Source organism: Idiomarina loihiensis L2TR (genome assembly GCF_000008465.1).
Classification (GTDB): Bacteria; Pseudomonadota; Gammaproteobacteria; order Enterobacterales; family Alteromonadaceae; genus Idiomarina; species Idiomarina loihiensis.
In genome coordinates, this window is record NC_006512.1 from 1,766,649 (window position 1) to 1,790,008 (window position 23,360).

At 47.8% G+C, this 23,360-nt stretch carries 18 protein-coding genes and 1 other RNA gene; 9 read left to right on the forward strand and 10 right to left on the reverse strand.

What is annotated here, in order from left to right:
• The first annotated feature begins 7 nt into the window (after positions 1-7).
• Together IL_RS08445 and IL_RS08450 are read left to right on the forward strand one after the other, a co-directional pair.
• On the forward strand, positions 8-1,981 hold the full coding sequence (locus IL_RS08445; protein WP_011234889.1) for an LTA synthase family protein: 1,974 nt from the start codon (positions 8-10) through the stop codon (positions 1,979-1,981).
• Between the two features lie 15 nt (positions 1,982-1,996).
• A complete protein-coding gene (locus IL_RS08450) occupies positions 1,997-2,296 on the forward strand; it encodes a type II toxin-antitoxin system RelE/ParE family toxin (protein WP_011234890.1) in 300 nt (99 codons plus the stop codon).
• Positions 2,297-2,796: 500 nt separating this feature from the next.
• On the opposite strand, the gene IL_RS08455 is transcribed toward IL_RS08450, so the two are convergent.
• The 5 genes from IL_RS08455 to IL_RS08470 form a co-directional block, all read right to left on the reverse strand.
• Positions 2,797-4,014, reverse strand: coding sequence for an integrase domain-containing protein (locus tag IL_RS08455; protein ID WP_011234891.1), 1,218 nt, complete (start codon positions 4,012-4,014; stop codon positions 2,797-2,799).
• Positions 4,015-4,206: 192 nt separating this feature from the next.
• Positions 4,207-4,565, reverse strand: a transfer-messenger RNA (tmRNA) gene (gene ssrA / locus IL_RS13645).
• Positions 4,566-4,666: 101 nt separating this feature from the next.
• Positions 4,667-5,320: an isoprenoid biosynthesis glyoxalase ElbB gene (elbB, locus tag IL_RS08460; RefSeq protein WP_011234892.1), complete on the reverse strand. Its 654-nt coding sequence runs from the start codon at positions 5,318-5,320 to the stop codon at positions 4,667-4,669.
• Between the two features lie 35 nt (positions 5,321-5,355).
• Positions 5,356-6,474, reverse strand: a complete 1,119-nt coding sequence (locus IL_RS08465) for an NADH:flavin oxidoreductase (RefSeq protein WP_011234893.1) — start codon at positions 6,472-6,474, stop codon at positions 5,356-5,358.
• A gap of 72 nt (positions 6,475-6,546) precedes the next feature.
• Complete coding sequence (locus IL_RS08470) at positions 6,547-7,689, reverse strand: peptidase C39 family protein (protein WP_011234894.1); 1,143 nt, start codon at positions 7,687-7,689, stop codon at positions 6,547-6,549.
• A 121-nt stretch (positions 7,690-7,810) separates the two neighbouring features.
• Here IL_RS08470 and IL_RS08475 point away from each other — a divergent pair, with 121 nt between their 5' ends.
• The 5 genes from IL_RS08475 (at position 7,811) to purN (ending at position 12,798) form a co-directional block, all read left to right on the forward strand.
• The gene (locus IL_RS08475) at positions 7,811-9,262 is read left to right on the forward strand and encodes a TrkH family potassium uptake protein (RefSeq protein WP_016341364.1); all 1,452 of its coding nucleotides are present in this window, start codon (positions 7,811-7,813) and stop codon (positions 9,260-9,262) included.
• Positions 9,263-9,278: 16 nt separating this feature from the next.
• Positions 9,279-10,310, forward strand: coding sequence for a sensor histidine kinase (locus IL_RS08480; RefSeq protein ID WP_011234896.1), 1,032 nt, complete (start codon positions 9,279-9,281; stop codon positions 10,308-10,310).
• Positions 10,307-11,020 carry a response regulator gene (locus IL_RS08485; protein WP_011234897.1) on the forward strand — a complete coding sequence of 238 codons (714 nt, stop codon included), beginning with the start codon at positions 10,307-10,309 and terminating at the stop codon, positions 11,018-11,020. The genes IL_RS08480 and IL_RS08485 overlap by 4 nt, the downstream gene beginning before the upstream one ends.
• Before the next feature lie 84 nt (positions 11,021-11,104).
• A complete protein-coding gene (purM, locus tag IL_RS08490; RefSeq protein ID WP_011234898.1) occupies positions 11,105-12,160 on the forward strand; it encodes a phosphoribosylformylglycinamidine cyclo-ligase in 1,056 nt (351 codons plus the stop codon).
• Positions 12,160-12,798, forward strand: a complete 639-nt coding sequence (gene purN, locus IL_RS08495; protein WP_011234899.1) for a phosphoribosylglycinamide formyltransferase — start codon at positions 12,160-12,162, stop codon at positions 12,796-12,798. Before purM ends, purN begins: the two co-directional genes overlap by 1 nt.
• A gap of 400 nt (positions 12,799-13,198) precedes the next feature.
• Here purN and IL_RS08500 read toward each other — a convergent pair whose 3' ends face one another.
• Positions 13,199-14,230 carry an IS110 family transposase gene (locus tag IL_RS08500; RefSeq protein WP_011233734.1) on the reverse strand — a complete coding sequence of 344 codons (1,032 nt, stop codon included), beginning with the start codon at positions 14,228-14,230 and terminating at the stop codon, positions 13,199-13,201.
• Positions 14,231-14,351: 121 nt separating this feature from the next.
• The gene (locus tag IL_RS08505; protein ID WP_011234900.1) at positions 14,352-15,101 is read right to left on the reverse strand and encodes a DUF3108 domain-containing protein; all 750 of its coding nucleotides are present in this window, start codon (positions 15,099-15,101) and stop codon (positions 14,352-14,354) included.
• A gap of 147 nt (positions 15,102-15,248) precedes the next feature.
• Between IL_RS08505 and fadE the strand changes: the two genes are divergently transcribed.
• Both fadE and IL_RS08515 read left to right on the forward strand, forming a co-directional pair.
• The gene (fadE, locus tag IL_RS08510; protein ID WP_011234901.1) at positions 15,249-17,702 is read left to right on the forward strand and encodes an acyl-CoA dehydrogenase FadE; all 2,454 of its coding nucleotides are present in this window, start codon (positions 15,249-15,251) and stop codon (positions 17,700-17,702) included.
• Between the two features lie 103 nt (positions 17,703-17,805).
• On the forward strand, positions 17,806-19,374 hold the full coding sequence (locus tag IL_RS08515; RefSeq protein WP_011234902.1) for an AbgT family transporter: 1,569 nt from the start codon (positions 17,806-17,808) through the stop codon (positions 19,372-19,374).
• A gap of 5 nt (positions 19,375-19,379) precedes the next feature.
• On the opposite strand, the gene IL_RS08520 is transcribed toward IL_RS08515, so the two are convergent.
• The 3 genes from IL_RS08520 to IL_RS08530 are packed head-to-tail and all read right to left on the reverse strand — an operon-like array spanning position 19,380 to position 23,335.
• Entirely contained in the window at positions 19,380-20,582 is a 1,203-nt protein-coding gene (locus tag IL_RS08520; RefSeq protein WP_011234903.1) for a multidrug effflux MFS transporter, read from the reverse strand.
• Complete coding sequence (locus IL_RS08525; RefSeq protein ID WP_011234904.1) at positions 20,582-22,387, reverse strand: bifunctional metallophosphatase/5'-nucleotidase; 1,806 nt, start codon at positions 22,385-22,387, stop codon at positions 20,582-20,584. The genes IL_RS08520 and IL_RS08525 overlap by 1 nt, the downstream gene beginning before the upstream one ends.
• Positions 22,388-22,399: 12 nt before the next feature.
• Entirely contained in the window at positions 22,400-23,335 is a 936-nt protein-coding gene (locus IL_RS08530) for an isopenicillin N synthase family dioxygenase (protein WP_011234905.1), read from the reverse strand.
• Between the last annotated feature and the right edge of the window lie 25 nt (positions 23,336-23,360).

A 23,360-nucleotide genomic window follows, 5' to 3' on the forward strand; every position in this document is an offset into this window, starting at 1 on the left:
ATTCTTAATGTGGAATGTTTTGCTAAAAAAAGCGACGCGGTCTTTAGCGCACTATCAGACGCTGATTGTAGGATTTGCGCTTGGCTTAATCATTTTGAGTGTCAGCCGTCTGCTGCTGTTTATCTGGCAGTTTGATCGTGTAACGGAGGCGGCGAATATTGGCTATCTGATGGTGATGGGATTGAGGGCTGACGTTGTTCAAATGGGATATCTGACACTGCCATTATTGTTATTTGCGCCGTTATTTCTAAACCGATGGGGTTTGGGGCTATGGCAAAAACTTCAGAGCATCTGGTTGATTATCGCTATTACCTATATTGCGTTTATGGAGATATCAACGCCAGCTTTTGTTATGCAATACGATTTGCGACCTAACCGCTTGTTCATTGAATATTTAGAATATCCCAAAGAAGTGTTTAGTATGCTCTGGGCTGGTTTTAAACCCTGGTTATTTGTAAGCGGCGTGGTTGTGATTGGCTGTTTATATGGGTTAACTAAATTAGCGAAGCGCTTGAATACATCACCCCCCATCGATAACAAGAAGGTTGTCAGTTCTCTGGTTGTCTGGCCGTTGTTAGTGATCCTTGTCTTTGCTGGTGTCCGCTCAACTCTGGCGCACCGGCCGGCTAACCCAGCCTTTTTTGCAGTGACGTCTGATGCGCTTGTGAATAGTTTAGTTATTAGTTCAGCTTACTCTGTCGAATATGCAATTTATAATATGCGTCATGAGGCAAGCGCTGCCAGTGTGTATGGTAAGGTTCCCATCGATCAGATACTTAATACCGTGAAAAAACAACCTCACTTAGTTGAGAAAACTTTTCCGTCTGAAAAATACCCAACAGTGCATTTTAATCCCGCCTCCCGTAATTACAACAAACCCAAAAATATTGTTGTTATTTTGGAGGAGAGTCTGGGGGCTACTTTTGTTAAAGATTTAGGTGGGGTTGGTGTGACACCAAATCTTGAACAGTTACGACAGGAAGGTTGGTGGTTTAAGCAGTTGTACGCGACAGGAACTCGCTCGGTTCGCGGTATTGAGGCGGTCATCTCAAGCTTTTTACCAACGCCTGCAAGAAGCACCGTAAAACTCTCTTTATCGCAGCAAAACTTTTATACCGCGGCGGATTTGTTGTCGCGTAAAGGCTATTTTACCGAGTTTATTTACGGTGGTGAAACCCACTTCGACAATATGGGGAGCTTTTTTACCGGCAACGGATTTCAATCAATACTGGGGCAAGGTGACATTGTTAACCCACAATTTGTGGGCAGTTGGGGGGCTAGTGACGGCGATTTATTTAATACGGCGCATCAGCGATTTAAGGAACTGGAAAAAATCGGGCAACCTTTTTTTAGTTTAGTTTTTACATCGTCCAATCATGAGCCGTTTGAGTTTCCGGACAATGCAATTGAGCTCTATTCGAAGTCAAAGAATACGGTTGAAAATGCGGTTAAATACGCAGATTTCGCTCTGGGTGAATTCATTAAAAAGGCAAAAAGAAGTGAATATTGGGAGGACACGATTTTTCTAATTGTTGCAGACCATGATACGCGTGTCTACGGCAACGAATTAGTGCCCATTAATAAATTCCATATACCCGGGCTTATTTTGGGAGGGTCTATTAAACCCAGGAAAATAGATTCAATAGTCAGTCAAATTGATTTGTTACCGACTGTTATATCGCTTGCGGGTGTTTCTTCCTGGACTCCGTCAATAGGGCAGGATCTATCTGCAGAAAATGTACCGTTTGCCAATCGTGCGATGATGCAATTTGGTAATAACTATGCGTGGATGACTAACGACGCTGTGATCATTTTAACGCCAAGCGGAAGTATGGCTGGTTACTATGATTTCCATAAAAACAGTTTTGTCAGAAGCAGCAAAGTACATGACACATTGTATAACGACGCTTTAGCACACGCACTTTTACCTTCATGGCTTTACCAAAACCTTGCTTACTTTGTGCCGGAGGATCTAAATTAGCATATTCGTTCGGCTATGGTTGAGGCGCTAACCTCCTTTCATAAGTGCTGGATTTCTAAGGTACCTTTGCGAAACAAGGCTCTGATAGCTGCCCGCGAGGCCGTTAAAAACATCCACCAGGACGTCCTTGTTTTGGCTCATCAACCCGAAAATGGCCGCCCTCTGAATGATATGCCCGTCGAATTTAGAGAGTGGCTCATTGATTTTGGCCAGAGTGGCCATCTCGCACTGTACCGTTACGATGGTTTTGAAACGATCATCCTAGCAGTGCTTGCCGGTTCATATCCAGTATATAATCACCAAAACGACTATTGAATCAGTGTACGAAGTACAGGCGATTCTTAAGTTTTTCTGCACTATAGAAATTATTGAAGGCTTTCAGTATTCAACTGCTAACGATACGTGTGAAAAGTTACGCAAAAAGATTGATGACTGCCAAGAATCGGCAATGAAAGAGTTGAAGAAGCGGTATAGAGCCTAAAAAATTAATTTTCATTGTCACTAACCTCTCTCATCCAGAGTTTAGTTTGCACATTCAAAAAATATCACCTATATACAAAATTCACATTAGAGTTAAACACTAAGCTTAAAATAGGAAGGTTAATTATGGCAGTAAAACACACACCAACCGGAGTTGTGCATCAAGGAAGTAAAGGCGGGAGAACTGGTTGCGGATTCAACACTAAAGAAAACTCAAGTCACTGGGTGAACTCACACGAAAAAATAAATTGTGACAAAAAAGGCTGTAAAAGCTAATTAAAGCACGGTGGAGCTACTACGCCTTCTCAGGAGCCCCTCGTTTATCCCATACCGTCTCATATGCCCGCGCGGACGGCATTATCAAGATAGTCCCCCCACCACTGCATCAATTCCCGACGGCGTTCCAAATACTGAGATCTATTGTAAGCACTGCGTATCTGGTTAGGATCAGTATGCGCCAACGCAGATTCAATCAGATCAGGATCCTTCCCTTCTTCATTTAGAATAGTACTCGCCAAAGCTCTTAAACCGTGGCTAACGAGCTTATCTTTATAATCCATGCGTCGTATCGCCATATTCGCAGTTTGACTGTTTACATGCGTGTTAGGGTTCTTCATTGAAATGAAAATATGCTCTCTGTTACCGCTAATCTCTTTCATTTTATCCAGCACTTTTATGGCTTGCGTCGGTAGAGGAACAATGTGCTGACGTCGCTTTTTCATTCGTTCAGCCGGTATAATCCAATTAACCTCACCGTTATCTAACCTTTCAATTTCTTCCCACCTAGCGCCAGCAGCTTCAGATGGCCGAACCATCGTAAGTAACTGCCATTTAATTAAATGCCTAGTAACCTTACTGACGCTAGTGTTTTGGAGTTTATCCAAGAATACCGGTAGTTCATCCTTTCCTATTGTTGGTAAATGCTGCTTTTTGGGCGACTGAAAAGCTGCTTTCACTCCAGCTAGGGGATTAGCCTGGATAACACCAGTATTCGTGGCGAAGACCATGATTTCATTAACACGTTGAATAACACGCTTCACAGTTTCCAAGCGCCCCGACTTTTCTATCGGTTTAAGTACCTGGATAAACATCGGCGCAGTAATTTCATTTATCGGCTTTTTGCCTAAGTCTGGGAATACATGAAGCTCTAGTGATCGCCAAATGTCATCCGCATAATCATCCGTGACTTTGGTTTTCTTAGTTTCAAACCAATCTTCAGCAACTTTACGTAAAGTCGACTCTTGCTCAGTTCGCTGAGTCCGAATACTTTCATCTCTAGAAAGCTTAGGGTCTATGCCTTCAGCAACTTTTGCCCGAGCCTCTTCCGCTAAGCTTCTGGCCTTTTTTAGGCTAACCTCAGGGTACATCCCCAACCCCATATTCATACGTTTCTTTGTAACTGGATGCAGGTAATTAAAATTCCATAACTTTGAACCACTGGAAGCTCTAATGCGCAACTGAAGCCCCCCACCATCAGAAAAAACACAGTCTTTTTCCTTTGGCTTAGCTTTTTTTATTTGACTGTCGTTAAGCGGAGTCACAGGCCGTGGCATATCAAAATCTCCAATCGTTGTATTCCTGGATTGTATACCCATCGCTCAGGAATACAACCTGGAATACAAAAACGTTAGGCTTCCCTGGAATATCGTGAGATTACTTGAGAATCTAAAATAGCTTAAGAGGCTCTATGAAAGGGGCTTTAGGCATAAAAAAGGGCGCTACTGGAGCGCCCTGATTTAATAATGTGGTGGAGCTGGCGGGAGTTGAACCCGCGTCCGCAATACCTACATCCTCGGTCCTACATGCTTAGTCAGTCTTTTAGTTAATCAGTGTGACGCCGACTGACAGGCTTCACAACTGACGAGTCCGATTGGTTTTAACGCTTCAGCTCCGGACAAAGCCTCCACGCGAGTCTACATTAGTTTGAGCCATCCTGGTCCGGTCTCGCAGACAAAGCGCCGGGGGATGGGCTTAGCGGGTTATTAAGCCGCTAGAGCGTAGTTGTCGTCGTTTGCAACTATTAGGTTGAGGCTTTTTACGAGGCCTGCCTCACCTCGGCATGCACCTTGGGTTTCGTGTATCCCGTCGAATCCAGATCAGCCCCAAAGCTATTACTTACGTAACTTGTGTACTATAACTCAGACACCGCTTAAGTGCTATAAGTTCCGCACTCAAGCGGTTATTTATTGGACGTTAAGTCAGGTATTAGGCCGCCATATACAAGACTTTTTCAACCAGCTTACTAATACCCTCTTCGGCATCAGGCAGGTTTTCAGCCAGCATATAGGCCGGTGTGGTCACTAACTGGTGCTTGTCATCAACAACAATATCTCGAACACCGCAGTTCACGTGCTCGCCGCCCATTTTATTAATAGCACTGGCAACTTCGCCGTCGTTACCAATAGTCACTTTCACACCCTTTCCGTAAATGTGTGGCAACAAGACAGGGGAAATACACATGTAGCCTGCTGGTTTCTTCGCCTCAACAAAGGCTTTACCAACTTTCAACACCTGGTCGTTTACCGTCATATCAGCACCTTTAACGGCAAAATCGCAGAAGTTCTTGGCAACACCAAAACCGCCCGGCAATATTAACGCGTCAAACTCAGACGAATCTAAGTCGGTTAAGGGTTTAACCTCACCGCGAGTGATACGTGCAGCTTCTTCCAGAACATTGCGCTTGTCACCGCTTTCTTCACCCTTAAGATGGTTAATAGTGTGCATTTGTTCAATGTCTGGTGCAAAGCATTCGTAGCTGGCACCCTGCTTTGCTATGTGCAATAGGGTTAATACAGCTTCGTTCACTTCGGCTCCGTCAAAAACACCAGAGCCGGATAAAATAACTGCTACTTTTTTCATAGTCGAAACCTCCTGTCCGCTACTTAAAATTCGCTTTAATCCAGTTCAATGTGTGCGTCGTTTTCATCGCGCCACTTCCATTCATTCTCAAGTGTAGCGGTTGGTTGCAGCATGGCAAAATCTAACTGGCGTATTGGCTCGGAAGACTTAATGCGAATAGGAAAGTCCGGATTCGCTAATGACGTTTTCGCCATAGCAAGCAAAGCATTAGGATAATGCCCCGCGACGTGCTCATAGTTTTTCTCGCTAATACCACCGTTTACAATTAACGGAATGTCCGAAAACTCCTGCACAATATCGCCCAATGACTTATTACTGCCACCTTTAAATGGCTTACGCATTACGTCCGTATCTGTTGTGTGAATGTAATCCACACCGGCTTTTTCCATGGCCTTGACCACTTTTATCATGGCGTCTTCGCCTTCCGGCCACTGATAATCAGAGTCCGTTACGGTAATTTGGCTTAAACGCACACCGACAATGAAGTCATCGCCTGCGGCGGATTTCGCGGCCTTAACCACTAATTCCAGAAAATGCATGCGTTTTGCCATGTCTCCGCCCCACTGGTCAGGACGCTGGTTAAAGTAGTCACTTAAAAACTCATTCAGTAAGTACCCATTAGCTGCGTGCAACTCAACCCCGTCAAAACCGGCCTCTTTAGCCCGGTTTACGGCACCAACAAAACCGTTCATAACGGCATCAAAATCCGTTTCATCCATGGCTTTCACTTCGGGCCAGCCGTCGGTTTTGCCATACAAGTCCAGCGGTTCACCTTTAGGCTTTACTTCGCTGGGCGCAATGGGTGTGTCTGTGTATTCATTATGCTGGAACTGAGCGCCAGCATGCATCAACTGCATAATAAACTTGCAGTCATGCTTGTGTACTCGTTCGACAATTTCTTTCCAGGCGTCGGTTTGTGGTGCGTCGGTAATGCCCGGCTGATTTTCATACCCCTGGCTTGCCTGCCGGTCTGTGTATACGCCTTCGCTGATGATCATACTCCAACCACCTTTCGCGAAACGCTCGTAATACTCGCCCATTAACTCCGTTGGCTTGCCCTTCTTGTCGGCACTGGTTCGTGTCATGGGAGCCACAACAAAACGGTTTTCAAGCTTGTGGCCTTTTAATTCAAAATCATCAAATGCTGAACTCATACGGAATTCCTTTTTCATCTAATACTGTTATATGACTTTGAGCATAATTACGCAGAATTCAAGGGGAATTGATCACTTTGTTGTTAAATCAGCTGAAAGTACAACCGCTGCTTTTTGCTTACGACCACCGTAGCCAAAGGCTTTGCTGAAGGTACTTATAGGCACAGGTAAATACTGACGTTCGGTAGGAGATTCCCAGGGTAAAGTGTCGTAATCGGGGTCGTTTATGTAGATAAAGTCATCGTCGGCCGCGCAAATTAAGACCCAATGCGGTGCCCTAATACCGTCAAACTGATAAGTAGAGATAAGCACCATAACCAGACAGCCCTGGCTTAAGTCCTCTTTTATTAACGTCACGTCATAGTCGCGTACAACAATGGGAACACCATGTTTTTCCAGGTAGGTCATATCGGCCTGCTGTATGCGCTGCATAACCGTTTTTTTCTGCTCTTGACGAACCGAATCCACAAATAGTGGCTGGTCGGTATTCACTTCCACCCGAACTTTCAGGCCACGCTGAAACGCCGCCCGCGCCAGCCCATGAGGGCCACAGCCGCCGTGCCCGGAGGTCATATAAATGGTCGTCGCCTGACGCCAAATTTCCAGCTCTTCGGCTTGCGGGTCGCTACTGGGCCGGCCGAAGTAGTCCATAGCCATTAGCAGGCTTGCGGGGCCGCAGGTAAACTCCGTCGACTGGGTCAGCATAGGAACGTATTCTTCGGTTGCTCCCACGCCCGCATCTTCGCCCATTTCGTAACGAGGCAACAGTTTTTGCAGAACCAGAGCATCTGTCGATTGCGATGCAGAAGGCGGGAAATAGGCTTCGCGCAGCTCTATTGCACGGAAGCCTTCGCTGTTCATCAGCTGTTGCCCTACTGTATTAGAGGTTGCTACCTCGGTACGTAAAAACAGGGAGTGTCGTTCATCGGCCAGGTCTTCTGCAGCTTGCAACAAACGTCGACCATAGCCTTTACTACGATGTTCCTTTTCGACAACCAAAGCATAGAGTCGAGCCAGATTTGTATTATTTCGGTACAGGACAACGGTATAACCAATGACCTTTTCGTTCAGCAGTAACACCTGAAAATCGGCGCTAGGCGACTCAATAAACCGCCGAAAACTGCGCTTACTGATCGCATCTTCGGGGAAAGTGACAGCTTCTAGCGCCGCTACCGCGTCTAAATGCTCATTACGTGCCGGTTGAATACTGGCCATAAAATAAACCCCTTAATTTTACGCAGATTTTACGCCTAAAGACGCTTTCGGTATAGAGATTTTACGCCCTGCAGAATTACCCTTAGCAATAGAAAAAGTCGGTTCGTCGCATGAGGTAACAGTGAATCTAAAAGCAACGTTGCGCCTATTAACCTGGCCTATGATCTGGATTGCCTCAATTCAGTGTTTTTTTGGTTTGCTTTCGGTTTTTGTCTTTAGGGACAAAACCTTTACCGACTTTATTTATTCCTCTTTGCTCTGCCTTGTTCTCGCGCTCTTTCTATTCATACGCACTAATAACGGCGAGCAAAAGAAAATCTTTTTCCGCGAAGCCTTGGCGTTCGCTTCATTCACCTGGATTTTAATAGGCGTTCTGGGAGCATTACCCATTATGTCCGTTACCGGGGTTAGCTTTACCGACGCAGTATTTGAGTCGGTCAGCGCTATGACCACCACCGGTGCCACCATTCTCACCGGCCTTGATGAAATGCCCAAAAGCTTTTTACTGTACCGCCAGTTTCTGCAATGGATGGGCGGGCTCGGTATCGTGATTTTTGTAGTCGCCATTCTTCCCATGCTAAACGTGGGTGGCATGCGCCTGCTTAAGGCTGAAACTCCGGGTCCCATTAAAAATGAGAAGTTAGCACCACGTGTTGCGAGTACAAGCCGTTACCTCTGGTTAGTTTACCTGTGCCTGACAATAGGCTGTGCCGGCAGTTACTGGTTGGCCGGAATGTCTCCTTTCGATGCCATAGCCCATAGTCTGACGACCGTATCAACCGGCGGGTTTTCGCCCTACGACGCCAGTATGGGCCACTTTCAGCAACCAATTATTCTTATAGTTGCCGATGTGTTTATGATTCTGGGGGCTATCAGTTTTGCCCTGCACCATAAACTGTTTACAGCCAGAGCCATAAGTGGCTACTGGAAAGACGAGGAAACTCGCTGGTTTTTAATTGCATTGGCCGTTTTCAGCGTTATTCTTACCGCTCTGGCATTTAACGCTCAAACTCATCATTCCTTCGGGGAGTCTCTGAATCAGGCGGTTTTTCATGTCGTTTCCTTTATGACCAGTACCGGTTACGGTGCCGATGACCTTTCGGCGTGGCCTGCGGCTACGGCTGGTTTTTTAGTGGCAGCCAGTTACCTGGGCGGCTGCGCCGGGTCAACTGCCGGAGGCAACAAATTTGTCCGTAATGTCATTACCTTACGCATCCTGAAACACCAAATGCTGCAGGCCATCCACCCGCGTGCCATTCTGAAAGTGGTGTATCAGGGAAAAGCGGTGACTAACGACGTGATTCAGGCGGTAATGAGCTTTATGCTAATGGTCGCAATTAGTTCCATGGTGCTTACCCTCATACTGATGCTGACCGGGCTGGATTTTTTCTCGGCATTTACCGCCGTTTCGGCGTGTCTGAACGTACTTGGTCCGGGTTTTGGCGAAGTTTCCAGTAACTTTATTCCGGTATCAGACACCGGAACCTGGGTACTGACGTTAGCAATGATTTTAGGACGCCTTGAATACTTTACTTTGCTAACATTGTTACTTCCTCAATTCTGGCGGGACTAGCACATGAGATTAGAACATGAGTAAACAGCCCTGGTTAGGTTACCTGGCCTCCGTTGCCATCACCTGCACCGCGGCGGGTCTTGCTTACCTGCTCGATCACTGGTTATTGCCCACCTCCGGCACGGTACTCATTCTGCAACTGGCGGTGTTGCTTATTGCATTTTTAACCAATTTTCGCGCGGCACTACTTGCCGTTGTTCTGGCCTTGCTGCTGTTTAATTTTTTATTTACAGAACCGCGCTATTCGCTGCACATGACTGACATAGACGAAATGGTTACTGCAATTGTATTTATTGCCGTGGGCGTTATTACCAGCCACTTAGTCACCTTGTTCAGAAACCAAAAAGAAAGCTTACGTCAGGCCCAGCTGCGCTCAAACATTCTGCTATCGGTTTCACACGACCTGAGAACCCCGCTGGCCAGCGTCATTGGCAATTTAAGTACATTGCAGGCGTATCAGGAGCGTTTGCCGGAACAAGAACGGGCCGAGCTGTTACAGGGTGCGCTCGATGAGAGTGACCGCTTGCATCGTTATATTGAAAACCTGTTACAGGCTACCCGACTACAGCACGGCGAAATTCGTTTGACCCATGCAGTGCAGGATATTCGTCCGGTTATCAGTAAAACGCTTTCGCGCTTTGCTTCACAAGAACGGTTACTGGTTAAAGATAACCTGCAGCACGCTATGGTTGAGGTTCAGTCCTCGCTGCTGGAGCAGGCATTGTTTAATGTTATTGATAACGCGATGCGCTTTTCCGGCGAGACAGCGCCGGTTACTTTGTCACTGTCAGAAACCGACAAGTTCATTGTCATTGATATTAAAGATGAAGGCCCCGGCATAGAAACCAGTAAGCGCTCGCTTGTATTTAATGTTTTTTATTCGTCGCGCGAGAAAGACTCAGGCACTGGCGGAACCGGTCTGGGGCTGTCTGTTGCTAAAGGAATAATCGATATTCATAACGGCCACATAGGTATTGAAGAAAGTCCTGATGGCTGCCTTGTCCGAATTAAATTACCACGCGCCAACATCACAGAGGAAGTCTCATGAATGCACAAGCCCGCACCGACGGCCCCCGCATTTTAGTCATTGATGACGAACCACAGATACGACGCTTTATGCGGGCCTCTCTCACTGCCGAAGGTTATACCTACCTGGAAGCAGCGACAGCCGAGCAAGGGATAAAGCAGATTACCAGCCAGAACCCGCATTTGGTTATTCTGGACTTAGGTCTGCCTGACGCTGACGGCTATCAGGTCATGCGCCAGCTGCGCGAATGGAGTCAGGTGCCGGTATTGGTACTGACGGCGCGCGACGACGAACTGCAGAAAGTGAAACTGCTGGAAGGTGGTGCTAACGACTACCTGACCAAACCCTTTGGTATTCGGGAGCTTATGGCGCGTATTCATGTTTTATTACGCGACCTCTCCATTGAACAACCCACAGCCGAGGCTCAGCTTCGTTTTGGTGAGTTACTCATCGACCGCGAGCAACACAAAGTGTTTCTGCAAAACGAGATAGTTAACTTGTCCCGTAAAGAATACGCCTTACTGGACTTCTTAGTCAGCCACCCGCAAAAACTCGTTACTCAGCAACAGTTGCTGGAGAAAATTTGGGGCCAAACACACCAGGAAGACACCCACTATTTGCGTATTTTTGTCAGCCAGGTACGTAAAAAGCTCAAAGATGACCCGGCGCAGCCAAAGTATATAGAAACAGAACCCGGTGTCGGTTACCGGTTTATCGCAGAGAAATCCTGACACAATAAGGAGCCGCTTAAGCTACCTTTTCTGGCTTAAATCGTGTTAAACTTGCGCGCAAATTTTGCCAGTCGGGATTATTCTGTGAGCGATAAAAAACCTTCTTTAAGTTATAAAGACGCGGGCGTCGACATTGACGCTGGTAATGCATTGGTTGAACGTATTAAAGGCGTTACCAAGCGCACGCACCGGCCTGAAGTCATGGGTAACATTGGTGGGTTTGGTGCTCTGTGTGAAATTCCGGCGGGTTATAAACAGCCGGTTTTGGTGTCCGGCACCGACGGTGTAGGTACCAAGCTGCGTTTAGCCATAGACCTTAAGCGCCACCGCGGTGTGGGTATCGACTTGGTTGCCATGTGCGTCAACGACCTTATTGTACAGGGTGCTGAGCCGCTGTTTTTTCTCGACTATTATGCAACCGGCAAACTGGACGTAGACGTAGCAGCTGACGTGGTTGCCGGTATCGGCGACGGCTGTGAACAGTCGGGTTGTGCTCTTATTGGTGGGGAAACCGCAGAAATGCCAGGCATGTACGAAGGCGGCGATTATGACTTAGCCGGTTTCTGTACCGGTGTGGTGGAAAAGTCTGAAATTATTGACGGCACCAAAGTTGCCGACGGCGATGCCTTAATTGCTCTGGCTTCAAGCGGACCTCATTCAAATGGTTACTCGCTTATTCGCAAAATTATTGAAGTGAGCGGTGCCGATTTAGAGTCTCATCTGCAAGGCAAAACACTGGCTGATCATTTATTAGAACCTACCCGCATTTACGTTAAACCGGTTCTGGAGCTGATTAAACACGTACCTGTACATGCATTGTCACACATTACCGGTGGCGGCTTCTGGGAAAACATTCCACGCGTTTTACCGAAAGGCAGCAAAGCCGTTATTGATGGCAACAGCTGGGACTGGCCAGTTATTTTTGACTGGTTAAAAGAGAACGGCAATATCAGCATGAAAGAAATGTACCGCACCTTTAACTGTGGTGTGGGTATGGTTATTGCGGTACCCAACGAGCAAGCAGATAAAGCCATTCAAATTCTGACAGACGCCGGTGAAGACGCCTGGAAAATTGGCCGTATTGCCAACGCGGCTGAAGGCGAAGAGCAAGTCGACATTCTGGCCGACGAGACTCACTAATGAAACGTATTGTTGTACTAATTTCAGGTACCGGTAGTAATATGCAGGCCATTCAACAGGCCTGCGAAGATGAAAAAGTAACAGGTGAAATCGTTGCGGTTATTTCCAATAAAGCCTCGGCTAAAGGCCTGGAAAAAGCTGCTGCTAAAGGCATTGATACCGAGGTATTGAGTCATAAAGAGTTTGACTCTCGCGAGGCTTATGACGCCGAACTGAAGTCGCTGATTGACAGTTATCAGCCCGATTTAGTGGTTCTTGCTGGCTTTATGCGCATTCTGACGGGTGAGTTTACGCGCCACTACGAAGGCCGCATGTTCAACATTCACCCTTCTCTTCTTCCTAAATATAAAGGTGTGAATACGCACCAGCGGGCATTAGACGCGGGCGATACCGAACACGGCGTGAGTGTGCATTTTGTGACAGAAGAACTCGACGGTGGCCCAGTGGTATTGCAGGCTAAAGTACCTATTTTTGAGGGCGACACAGTGGAAGAAGTTCAGGCTCGCGTGCACGAGCAGGAACACCGTATTTATCCGCTGGTGGTTAACTGGTTTTGTCAGGAGCGTCTTAAGCTGCAAGGCGGTCGCGTTACACTAGACGGCGAAGTTCTGGGCGCTCAAGGCTACGCAACCGAATAATTGCGTAGCCTGACATTTATGTCAGGTCCAATGTCCAATATATTACCCAATACGTTAGATTTTAAGTTGGGTTCGATATATTACCTGATGCATTAGGTAATGCTTCTCGGTTTGATATCTCACCTGACATGAATGTCATATATGGTCCCCTCCCGTTTTGCAACGGCAACTCGTGGTAAATGTCGGGGCGCTCGCATATATACGGCCTGTTTATGGTGCGCGCTTTGCGCACCTGGCCTGGATGAACTCCGCACGACAACTGGCTTATCAGGCTAACGTACTTTATGTACGGACGTTCAACAGTCTCAGTTGTCGTCGGTTTACCCTATTTTACCATCCTGTTGACGTTTGCAACTCCCGGAAGGAATGAACCTTCGCTGTGCTCTTTTACTGAATGCTGTTAAGCAGCAGTCATCCGGTAATCTTCTTTATTCTTTAACATCGCCCAGATTATCCGGGCGTGCTTGTTAGCCAGTGCCACCGCTGCAACGTTGTTGCCTCTGCGTTTAGCGACATCCTGTGCCCAGAGGCTCAGCCTGTCGTGGCGCTGTTGTGCCACCCGCAGTGCCGAGCGGGCGCCATGCACCAGCAGTGTCCTGAGTTTGGTGTTCCCTTTTTTGGTAATACCGCCTAAACGGTCTTTACCGCCACTGCTGTTTTGCCGTGGTACCAGTCCCAGGTATTCCGACAGGTTGCGGCCGCGTTTAAATTCACTCACATCACCTATCAGTGCCAGCAGCGAGGTCGCTGTTATCGGTCCGATACCCGGCAGGGTCATCAGCCGCTGACTGTCTTCATTCCTTTCGGCCTGTGTCGCTAAGTGCTTATCCAGCGCTTTAACTTCTTCATCCACCGCTCGCAGCATCTGATAGAGCCGGTTGATGAGGTCCCGTGACTGAAGCGTCAGCGCATTGCTGTCGTCTTCCAGTACCTCCGGTACTCTCTGTAATATCGTACCGACTCGCTTCGGTAAAAGAATGCCGTATTCGGCCAGTTGCCCCCGCAACCTATTCGAGAACTGCGTTCTCGTCTGCACGAAGCCTTCCCGCTGATTGACCATCAATGCTAAGTCCTGCTGCTCAATGCTTTTCAGCCTGACCGTCTGACGGTTGGGTCGTGATGCCGCCTCGGCTATCGCCCGGGCGTCATTCGCATCGTTCTTCTCACCCTGCAGGTACGCTTTGACGAAACGCGGTGGCAACGCCACCGTTTTATAACCCAGCTTTTCACATTCGCGGCGCCAGTAATGACTCATGCCGCAGGACTCAACCGCTACTTCACAGTCATCCGTACGGCTCAGCGTCGCCAGCTTCGCTAACACTTTATTGCTGCGCAGTTTTTTATTAAAAACTTCCTGCTCATTTTCATCCAGCGCCAAAACCTGAATAAAATCCTTTGCCAAATCCAGGGCAATTCTGTTTACAATAGCCATTGGTCCTCTCCACTCTGTTCTATAGAAGCTTGAACCTCTATATTGGCACATTGCGATGCCGCTTAGGAGGGAGGGGACCATCTCATCAGGCTACATAAATACCGATTACATAAAAACCAGATCACATAGACAAGCTTTTCAGCGACATGGTGGCCTGCTCGTCACCTTCTTTAAACTGTTTCATTTTCACCATCACGTAATTTAGCTCCGGCGCAAACCACAAAAAGGTCTGGCGCCGGTTATTATCCCTTATACGCCCGACTTTTATTGCTTCAACCTCACCGTAAGGCAACGACAACTCTTCTGTTGTCAGCACCTCAAAACGGTATTCGTCTTCTTGACCTTTTTCATCAACCAACCGGTACTTAAAAGTTTCAGCTCCGCTGGCCAAATCTACACGTAATTGTTCGGTCACATTGGCTTCATCAAATAACGCGTCTTCCCAGTTCACACCCAGCATGCGTCCGGTGTCCACATTACGAACCTTTTTCTCATTCGGTTTGAATTCACCATGAAAGGACTTATCCGATCCGGTGCCGGTTCTCATGTAAATAAATTCGCGAGGCTCCAACCGGCTATTCTCTTCATCCACAATAAATACTGAACGAGCTTCACGGGTGTCCGACAAAATAAACCAGGAAATATCCGACTTTGTTCGCAGTTGCCATTCGTCCTCCGGCGACACCTCAAGATAACGGTAACCTTCCCCATACTCGCTGTCACCACGCGTGATCACGTAGTCAGCCTGATACGGCTTCATTGATTGTTCGATGGGTTGCCCGGCTTTCTGCTGACTATCTGCAACAGCGGTATTCATTGCCAAGCCACTTAATAATACGCTGGATACCAGCCAACTGACGGTCCTTTTCACTTTCACTTCTCCCCTTCTGTTCACTACTGGACGTTTATATTGACAACAAAATTCAAACGCCCGTTCAATTTTTCCTTGAAAATATACTCCGGTTGATCTAACTTGCACAGTATCACTGGTCAGACCTCCAAATCGGAGTATTACATTATGAGTATTGCACTTTGGATTGTCGCTACTGTTATAGTCGCGGCTGCATTAATCTACAAACGAGCCAGCCTGGCTATGTTCAGCGCCGGTCTGGTTATTATGTTCGCTATTGGTAGCGCAATCGACATTGTTGGCCCGGTGCTTTGGGCTATTCTGGCAATTGTTCTGGTTCCGCTTAACATAGCGCCAATTCGTTTAAACCTGCTGACTAAGCCTATTCTTAGCGCATATCGCAAAGTAATGCCAGAAATGTCTGATACCGAGCGTGATGCACTGGAAGCCGGTACGGTCTGGTGGGACGGCGATTTATTCAGTGGTGACCCTGACTGGTCAAAACTTCATAAGGTACCTAAAGCCGAGTTAACGGCTGAAGAAAAAGCCTTTCTGGACGGGCCTTGTGAAGAAGTCTGCAAAATGCTGGACGACTGGGAAGTGACCCACGAATTAACGGACATGCCTGAGCACGTCTGGCAGTATCTTAAAGACGAGAAATTCTTCGCCATGATCATCAAGAAAGAGTACGGTGGTCTTGAATTCTCTGCCTACGCGCAGTCTCGTGTTTTACAGAAGCTTGCCGGTGTTAGCACGGTGCTGGCCTCAACCGTCGGCGTACCTAACTCATTAGGCCCGGGCGAATTGTTGCAGCATTATGGCACCAAAGAACAGCAAGACCATTACCTGCCACGCCTAGCCAGCGGTGACGAAATTCCATGTTTCGCACTAACCAGCCCGGAAGCCGGTTCTGACGCAGGCGCTATTCCTGACTCAGGTGTGGTGTGTAAAGGTGAGTGGAACGGCGAGGAAATTGTCGGTATTAAACTGAATTTCAATAAGCGCTATATTACCTTAGCACCAGTAGCTACTGTTTTAGGTCTGGCATTTAAAATGTACGACCCTGACAACCTTATTGGTGAAGAAGAAGAGCTGGGTATTACCTGTGCGCTTATTCCTCGTGACACCAAAGGCGTTGAAATTGGTCGCCGTCACTTCCCGCTGAACGTTCCGTTCCAGAACGGCCCTATTCGCGGTAACGACGTATTCGTTCCATTAGATTACATTATTGGTGGACAGAAAATGGCCGGTAAGGGCTGGCGTATGCTGGTTGAATGTCTGTCAGTCGGCCGTTCAATTACCTTGCCTTCAAACAGTGCCGGTGGCATTAAACAAATGGCTCTGGCAACTGGTGCTTACTCACGCATCCGTCGTCAGTTCAAACTACCTATTGGTAAAATGGAAGGTGTTGAAGAGCCAATGGCTCGCATCGGTGGTAACGCGTACCTGATGGATGCGGTGACTATGTTATCCACCAAAGGTATTGATTTAGGCGAGAAGCCTGGCGTTATCGGTGCTATTGCCAAATACCACATGACTGAGAAGCTACGTGCTTGCATGGACGACGCTATGGACGTTCACGGTGGTAAAGGTATCTGTTTAGGCCCGAATAACTATCTTGGTCGTGGTTACCAGGGTGTTCCGGTCGCCATTACAGTAGAAGGCGCCAACATTCTTACCCGTAGTATGATGATATACGGTCAGGGCGCTATTCGTTGCCATCCATTTGTTTTGAAAGAAATGGAAGCCTCGGCTGAAAAAGGCCCGGATGCCTTGAAGAAATTTGATAAAGCCGTGTTTGGTCATATTGGCTTTGCTATCAGTAACTTTGTTCGTTCACTGTTCTATGGTTTTGGTGGTCACCGTCTGAGCTCTGTTCCGGCTAGCGACGAAACCCGTAAGTACTACCAGCAGATGAACCGCTTTAGTGCCAACATGGCGTTATTGTCAGACATTGCCATGGGTAAACTGGGTGGTAGTCTTAAACGTAAAGAGCGCGTTTCTGCGCGCTTAGGTGACATGCTCAGCTACCTGTACATCGGTTCTTGTGTATTAAAACGTTATCATGACCAGGGTCGCATTAAAGCAGACTTACCGTTAGTTCACTGGGCTATGCAGGACACTCTGCATAAGTTACAGGAAGCACAGCTGGAAATGCTGGCGAACTTTGGTGGTGTTGGTAGCTTCATGCGCGCCGTTATGTATCCGTTAGGCCGTATTGCTAAACGTCCTACAGATAAGAACGATCATGAAATTGCCCGTATGCTTATGTCACCAAACGACGTTCGTACGCGTTTAGGCGAAGGCCAGTTCCTGAGCCCTGAAGGTCACTTCGGTTTCCTTGAAGAAACCCTGAAAAACGTGATTGCCTCAGAGCCACTGTACGACAAAGTTTGTAAAGCAGCCGGTAAACGCTTCAGCTTTACTCAATTAGACCAGCTGGCCGCTAAAGGTAAAGAGCTGGGCGTATTGAGTGACGACGAAGTTGCTCTGCTTGAGCGCACGGAAGTTGGTCGCCTGCGTACCATTAACGTAGATGACTTTGCTCCGGAAGATTTATTAGCCGGTCAGGCAGCATTCGATTATGCCCTGAAAAACCTTAAGAAAGACGAAGCTGCATAACAGCTGAAGGTTAACCTGCAAACGGCGCCCCTGATTTCAGCGGCGCCGTTTTTTTATGCTAGAATCCTGCGCTGGTCTAAAACTTATAATAAAGGCGCGAGTTATGCAGTCTCCCAATAATGACTATAACGCGACCAGCAAACGAGGCTGGTTTACCCGTTTTCTCGACGGCGTTGAGTGGCTTGGTAACTTGTTACCCCACCCCATTACCCTATTCGCCGTTTTCTGCTTATTCATTATTTTCATTAGTGGCATCGCTGCTTATTTTGGTGTCAGCGCAGTAGACCCCAGAGATGGTGAAACCGTTATCAAAGCGGTCAGCTTACTGAATGCTGAGGGAATACAGCGCATTGTCACTAACCTGGTCACCAACTTTACCGGCTTCACGCCTCTAGGTACGGTTTTGGTTGCTCTTTTAGGGGTTGGTGTTGCTGAGCGCTCGGGCTTAATTTCTGCGGCTATGCGGGGGCTGGTCATGAAAGCTCCGCCGCGCCTGGTAACTGTAACCATTGTCTTTGCCGGTGTCATTTCTAACACCGCAGCCGAGCTGGGCTATGTTGTACTGGTACCACTTGCTGCCATGATTTTCTACGGCCTGGGGCGTCACCCGTTAGCCGGTTTGTCGGCCGCTTTTGCCGGGGTTTCCGCAGGCTACAGTGCCAACCTGCTCATTGGTACAGTAGACCCTTTACTGTCGGGTATTACCGAAGAAGCCGCTAAAATTATTGACCCAGCCTATACCGTTGGCGCAGAAGCCAATTGGTATTTTATGATGGTCAGTACCTTCTTAATTGCCATTATGGGCGCGTTGATAACCGACAAAATTGTCGAACCTAAACTCGGTAAATACAACAAAGACGAAGCCTCTATTGATTTGTCCGATCAATCCTCAATGGACCCTCTGAACAAACAGGAAAAACGAGGATTAATTTACGCCGGGTTAAGCGTTCTGGTTCTTGCCGGTATTCTGGCATTAACCGTTGTACCTGAGTGGGGTATTTTACGTCACCCGGAAACCGGTGATGTTAAAGGTTCGCCGTTCCTGAAAGGCGTGGTTGTTTACATCTTCTTCTTTTTCGCCATTCCCGGCTTCGTCTATGGTCGCACGGTTGAGACCATGCGAAACGATCGCGATGTTATCGATGCGATGTCGCACAGCATGAGCACTATGGGCATGTATATTGTGCTGGTATTTTTTGCGGCTCAATTCGTTAACTTCTTTAAATGGACGAATTTCGGGACTATTTTTGCCATTAATGGCGCGGAGTTTCTGACCAATATTGGCATGACCGGTCCTATCATTTTCCTGTTCTTCATTATGGTCTGCGGCTTTGTGAACCTGATGCTGGGCTCGGCTTCTGCGCAGTGGGCTATTACCGCTCCTATTTTTGTGCCGATGCTGATGCTGGTCGGTTACTCACCAGAAGTTATTCAGGCGGCATACCGCATTGGTGATTCAGTCACTAACGTTATTACACCTATGATGAGTTACTTTGGCTTAATATTGGCGGTTGCGGCTCGGTACAAGAAGGATTTAGGTATTGGCACTCTGGTTGCCATGATGCTGCCTTATTCTATGTTCTTCTTTGTTGGTTGGTCGGTGCTCTTCTTCCTTTGGGTCTTTGTCTTTGGATTCCCTGTAGGACCAGCCGCACCGACTTATTATAACTAAAAAGCTTATTCTGGCCGGCGCATTACGCGGTATGCAATTACCGCGAGTAAGCCGGCCACACCTATGACCCAGGCCATGGCGTAATCAGTGAATGAGCCAGCCTGACTCACTCCGGCAGAAACTAAACCAGCAATTAAAAACTGTAAGCTACCGGTTACTGCAGATGCCGAACCTGCGCGTTCTTTCTGTTCAGCCAAAGCCCCGGCCATAGCGTTCGGGAAAACCATGCCTAAAGTCGAAATATAGGCAAATAACGGCAGCAATATTCCCCAGAAGCCGGCATTAAAATACGCCATAACGCACATTACAATGGATACTACGGCCAATATCGGTAAAGAAACATTAAGGATCTTGCGTGAGGAGTGGTATTTCAGTAACCAGCCATTCAGCTGCGAAAAGCCAATAATACCAATAGCGTTTAATCCAAACAGCCAACTGTAGTGCATGGGCTCAAGACCAAAAACCTCAATAAACATTTTTGGCGAACCTGTGATGTAGGCAAACAACCCCGACTGAGCAATAGCACCCGTTAACGAGTAACGCAGGAATGAGGGATCTCGTAAAACCGCCCAGTAAGTGCTGCCGGTATTGCGCATACGCACGTCGTAACGGCGCCCGCGGGTTTCCGGCAAAACAAAGTGAATAGTCACAGCGGAGGCCACACCTAAACCGGCAACAATTAAGAACAGAGCACGCCATCCCATCCATTCGGTGACATAGGCACCAAACAGAGGCGCCAGAATAGGTGCAACCCCCATTACCAGTATCAGGAACGAAAACACGCGAGCTGAAGCCTGCGGGGTATACAAATCACGCACCACAGCGCGGGCAATAACAATACCGGCACAAGCCCCTATAGCCTGCAGGAAACGTAAAGCAATAAGCCACTGAATATCCGGCGCAAAGGCACAGCCAATGGATGTCACTACGTATATAGCCAAACCGATATACAGCGGGTTCTTACGCCCAAATTTATCGGTCGCTGTACCATAGAGCAGCTGCCCAATAAAAAGACCGAAGAAAAATGCCGTCAGCGACAGTTCAACGTGGTGTGTATCGGTCGCATAGTCCGACGCAATAGCGCTGAAAGCCGGCAGGTACATATCAATGGAAAGTGGCGCAAAGGCCGTCAATAACGCCAGAATAACAACAATAAAATCGAATCTGGCGTTATCGGAAACCGGGGCTGGCTCGAATGCTCGAGCCATTATTTATCTCCCACAGGAACATATGACTGCGTCGCAAATTCTTGCGGACGCTTCAAAACCTCCTGCTCTCTGGCATAATCCACCAGCGACTGGGCATAGTCTATTCCGGTATTACGGGCACGTCCGCGCTCACTAACACGGTAAAAGGTGTCATAACCGTCCTGACCGCCTGCAATAAAGCTGTTTGTCACCATCACGTAGGTTGCTCTGGCGGTCATTGGCTGCCAACTGCTGCTGCCTTTATCCCACACTTGCAGGTTAGACACACGACTGCCTTTTTCTTTGGTTAAGTCCACCGAATAACGAATACCGGCACCATAGGGATAAGCTCGGGTTGAGCCGCCATCAGAAATGGAATAGGCCAGTGCTTCTTCCATTGCCTGTTTGAACTCAGAGCCGCTCAGTTCTAGCTTAACCAGGGTATTCGCAAAAGGCAGTACATTGAAAGCGTCGCCCACGGTAAAGTCCCCCTGACTAATACCAGAGCGGACACCACCACCATTTTGAATAGCAAAGTCGGCTTCCGGCACTGAGTTCAGGAAAGCTTCAGCAACCAGACGATGAGCACCAGAACTCATAATGTCAGCACAACCATCGCGTCTCGGCAAGTCAATTTCCTGACTGCAAATTTGCTGTGGCGCCTGCGCCAGCACTTCGGCAGAAAACTCTTCAACTTTGCCTTGATACTCCTGCAACATGCTTTGCAGCTCAGCGTCAGGTTCAACAAAGCTGAAGACTTCACTTTCTTCCAGTGCGGTTTTAATCGGCTCGTAAGTTGTCACAATGCCGTCGCTGACCTGAATGTCTTCACTCAGAAGATAATGCGGACGCCCGCCGCACTCTGCAATTTTGTCACCTTCAAATACGGCCTGCATCTCGCCAACTACCAATGAATATTGATAAGCATGGCCAATACAAACTTTGTCGCCGTCGGCATTGGTCAGTTCGGTTGGATAAGGCCCGTCAGACTCCATACCAAAATCACTGAAATCGCCTAACAGCGTATGCGAATCACCACCAATAACAATATCCACGCCTGGCAACTGCTGCACCAGCTCTTTGTCCCGCTCGTATTGAATGTGCGTCAGCAGCACTATTTTCTCGATACCCTGCTGTTGAACTTCCGCGATATACTTGCGCGCCGTTTCCAACTCGTCTAAAAACTCAGTGGATTCATCAGGCTGCGATGACTTTTTGGTTTTACTGGCAATATCCAGACCTATAATGGCTATTTCTTCACCGCCACGTTCGACTATTGTGTAGGGCTGAAACATTTGCCATTCGCGGTCGGGGGTTAGAGCCGACTGCCCAACTTTTGGCTTAATATTTGCTCCAAGCTTCACGGTAGGACAGCTTTTGGTCCCCAATTCCTGCAGGAACTCGGCCAGTCCGGCATCGCCAGTATCAAACTCATGGTTACCAATAGTGAAGGCATCGAAACAAATGTTGTTCATCATGCGGGCGTCGGCTTCACTACCAAACAAGGTGAAATATAAGCTGCCTGTCAGGGCATCACCGGCATGCAATGTCAGTACATTTTCGTTAGCCGCGCGTAGCTTTTTGATTTGCGCGCCAACACGAGGGAAACCGCCGGCTTCCACTTGCCACTCCTGCTCTCCCCACACTAAGGTTTGCCGCTTGGCATCCAAATTAGAGTGGTGGTCGTCAATGTGCAGCAACGTCAATCGAAACTCATTGCTTTCAGGCTCCTGCGGAGCAGATGCGCAACTGATTAATAATGCAGAAACAGTGACAGCAGCCACACCCCGAACTATGCGTTTTAGATTAAACTCGCCTGTTTTCACCAGCTGTTCCTTTTAGTCTTTTATCAAACCAATTTCACGTAAGCGCTGCATTAGATAGTCATCAGCTGTAATAGGTTCATCTCGCTGAGGATTTTCATCTGAAATACAGCTTTCCAGCGGCGTGATCATCACATCCGGATTAAAATGTAAAAAGAAAGGTATTGAGTAACGCGACTTTTCATTAAATGGTGCCGGAGGATTAACCACCCGATGCGTTGTCGATGGCAGCACATGATTCGTTAAGCGCTGCAGCATGTCACCCACGTTACAAATAATAGCACCTTCAATAATCGTTACCGGCACCCAGGTGCCGTCTTTCGCCAGCACTTCCAACCCCGGTTCTCGCGACCCCACCAGGAGCGTCAGAACGTTGATGTCTTCATGCGCACCAGCACGAACCGATGGCGTATCTTCATCAATAATAGGTGGATAGTGTAAAGGCCGCAAAATTGAATTGCCGTTATTCACTTTGTTGCGGAAAAAGTCTTTCGGCTGCCCCAGATAAACGGACAGAGCTTCCAGCACCTGATTACCTAAGTTATCCAATGCTGCGTAAATAGCCAGCATATCGTCTTTAAATTTAGGCAGCTCTTGTGGCCAGACGTTTGGCAATAGTTGTGGGTATGCGGGCTCCCCTTCAACTTCACGACCCACATGCCAAAACTCTTTTAAGTCGACATGTTTCGCGTCTTTAGCCACTTCAGTACCAAAGGGCGTGTAGCCTCTGGCACCGCCCTGACCCGGGCGGTGATATTGTTTTTTTACATCTTCAGGTAATGCAAACAATTCACGACAGGTATCCAGTGCCCGTTCAATAAGCGCAGTATCGACGCCGTGCTGGGTTAAGGCAATAAAACCGTATTTTTCGTAACCATTACCGACATCTTGAGTAAAAGCATCAAAATCATTCTGATAACGGCGCATATCAACGTGCGGGATAGACTGCATGGTGAATTCCAACTTCCTGAAAGAG

What these genes read in the sequence shown, in the direction of transcription:
- IL_RS08445 (WP_011234889.1), top strand. Translation starts at nt 8, where the DNA reads ATGTGGAATGTTTTGCTAAAAAAAGCGACGCGGTCTTTAGCGCACTAT.
- IL_RS08450 (WP_011234890.1), top strand. Translation starts at nt 1,997, where the DNA reads ATGGTTGAGGCGCTAACCTCCTTTCATAAGTGCTGGATTTCTAAGGTA.
- IL_RS08455 (WP_011234891.1), bottom strand. Translation starts at nt 4,014, where the DNA reads ATGCCACGGCCTGTGACTCCGCTTAACGACAGTCAAATAAAAAAAGCT.
- elbB (WP_011234892.1), bottom strand. Translation starts at nt 5,320, where the DNA reads ATGAAAAAAGTAGCAGTTATTTTATCCGGCTCTGGTGTTTTTGACGGA.
- IL_RS08465 (WP_011234893.1), bottom strand. Translation starts at nt 6,474, where the DNA reads ATGAGTTCAGCATTTGATGATTTTGAATTAAAAGGCCACAAGCTTGAA.
- IL_RS08470 (WP_011234894.1), bottom strand. Translation starts at nt 7,689, where the DNA reads ATGGCCAGTATTCAACCGGCACGTAATGAGCATTTAGACGCGGTAGCG.
- IL_RS08480 (WP_011234896.1), top strand. Translation starts at nt 9,279, where the DNA reads ATGAGTAAACAGCCCTGGTTAGGTTACCTGGCCTCCGTTGCCATCACC.
- IL_RS08485 (WP_011234897.1), top strand. Translation starts at nt 10,307, where the DNA reads ATGAATGCACAAGCCCGCACCGACGGCCCCCGCATTTTAGTCATTGAT.
- purN (WP_011234899.1), top strand. Translation starts at nt 12,160, where the DNA reads ATGAAACGTATTGTTGTACTAATTTCAGGTACCGGTAGTAATATGCAG.
- IL_RS08500 (WP_011233734.1), bottom strand. Translation starts at nt 14,230, where the DNA reads ATGGCTATTGTAAACAGAATTGCCCTGGATTTGGCAAAGGATTTTATT.
- fadE (WP_011234901.1), top strand. Translation starts at nt 15,249, where the DNA reads ATGAGTATTGCACTTTGGATTGTCGCTACTGTTATAGTCGCGGCTGCA.
- IL_RS08515 (WP_011234902.1), top strand. Translation starts at nt 17,806, where the DNA reads ATGCAGTCTCCCAATAATGACTATAACGCGACCAGCAAACGAGGCTGG.
- IL_RS08520 (WP_011234903.1), bottom strand. Translation starts at nt 20,582, where the DNA reads ATGGCTCGAGCATTCGAGCCAGCCCCGGTTTCCGATAACGCCAGATTC.
- IL_RS08530 (WP_011234905.1), bottom strand. Translation starts at nt 23,335, where the DNA reads ATGCAGTCTATCCCGCACGTTGATATGCGCCGTTATCAGAATGATTTT.